General features: G+C 62.9%; 1 protein-coding gene. It reads left to right on the top strand.

All coding sequences use genetic code 11. The annotated features are described in order from the left end of the window. Positions 1-120: 120 nt before the first annotated feature. A complete protein-coding gene (locus tag P775_RS11355; protein WP_099911120.1) occupies positions 121-1,485 on the top strand; it encodes an IS5 family transposase in 1,365 nt (454 codons plus the stop codon). Positions 1,486-1,488: the final 3 nt, after the last annotated feature.

Below are 1,488 nucleotides of genomic sequence, written 5' to 3'. Positions count from 1 at the left end.
AGTTGGCCCTGAACAAGTCAGAAACCACTGATTTTCCTTATCGATCCCACCAAAACTGTAGCGTGAAATTGCAGGGTTTTGTATACTGGGTTTCGAAACCTTGCAATTTCCGGAGCCGTGATGAAGCCTCATCCCCGCGCTGAAGAGCAGGATGATCTCCTGCGTCCCCGCCTGACCGCCATGATCGATCTGCGCCACGAATTGGCGAAGCTGGAGAAGCTGATCGACTGGGGGTTCTTCGAGACGGAATGGGCCGGTTTCTTTCCCTCCACAACAGGGCGGCCAGCCACATCGCCACGCCTTGTCGCGGGGCTGCTGTATCTCCAGCACGCTTACCGGCTGTCCGACGAGGCTGTGGTCGCCCGTTGGGTTGAGAACCCGTATTACCAGCACTTCACAGGTGAGGTGTTCTTTCAGCACCGCCCGCCCATCGATCCGTCCTCGCTGACCCGCTGGCGCAAACGGATCGGAGAGGAAGGGGCCGAGTGGCTGCTCACCAAGACGATCGAGGCTGGGCGCACCTCCGGTGCCGTTGATGACGGCAGCCTGTCGCGCGTCGCGGTGGACACGACGGTGATGGAAAAGAACATTGCCCACCCGACCGATGCACGCCTTTATGAGAAGGCCCGTCGTCAGCTTGTCGCCCTGGCCGACGACGCCGGGATCACGCTGCGGCAGAACTACAACCGGCTGGCCCCGCGCCTGGCAATGCAGGCCGGGCGCTATGCCCATGCGCGGCAGTTCAAGCGCATGCGCAAGGCCCTGAAACAACTGAAGGGTTACACCGGCCGTTTCCTGCGTGACATCCGCCGTCAGCTGGATGAGATCCCCGGCGGTTCTTTTCGCGAGCGGGTTCTGGACACCCTCGTGCTGGGGGGCCGCCTGCTGCACCAGGGGCCGAAGAGCCGCGGCAAGATCTACGCTTTGCATGAGCCGGATGTCGACTGCATTTCCAAGGGCAAGGCACGCAAGCGGTATGAATTCGGCAGCAAGGTCAGCCTCGCCACGACCATCGACGAAGGTTTTGTCGTTGGCATGCGGTCCCTGCCGGGCAATCCCTACGACGGCCATACCTTGGCAGAAGCCTTGGAGCAGGTGGAAATACTCACCGGCCAGATGCCCGCGCTGGCCGCCGTCGACCGCGGATACCGCGGCCACGGCGTGTCGGCGACGCAGGTCCTGATCAGCGGCACCCGCCGCGGCCTGACGCCAGCGCTGAAACGGCTGCTGCGACGGCGCAGCGCCATCGAGCCCGAGATCGGCCACATGAAAACCGACGGACGTCTCTCGCGCTGCCCGCTCAAGGGCACGTTCGGCGACGCCATCTTCGCCGTCCTCTGCGGCTGCGGGCACAACATCCGCAAGATCCTGGCTCACCTCAGGGCCTTTTGGGCGCTCATCCTGGCGGCGTTGTGCGCCGCCTTCATCCCGAAGAGCAGGCCCTCAAATTCCTATCTCTTCGGCGGATCAGGTTGTTCAGCCTGAACT

Source organism: Puniceibacterium antarcticum, from assembly GCF_002760615.1.
GTDB lineage: Bacteria > Pseudomonadota > Alphaproteobacteria > Rhodobacterales > Rhodobacteraceae > Puniceibacterium > Puniceibacterium antarcticum.
This window is presented reverse-complemented; position numbering and strand designations above follow the sequence as displayed.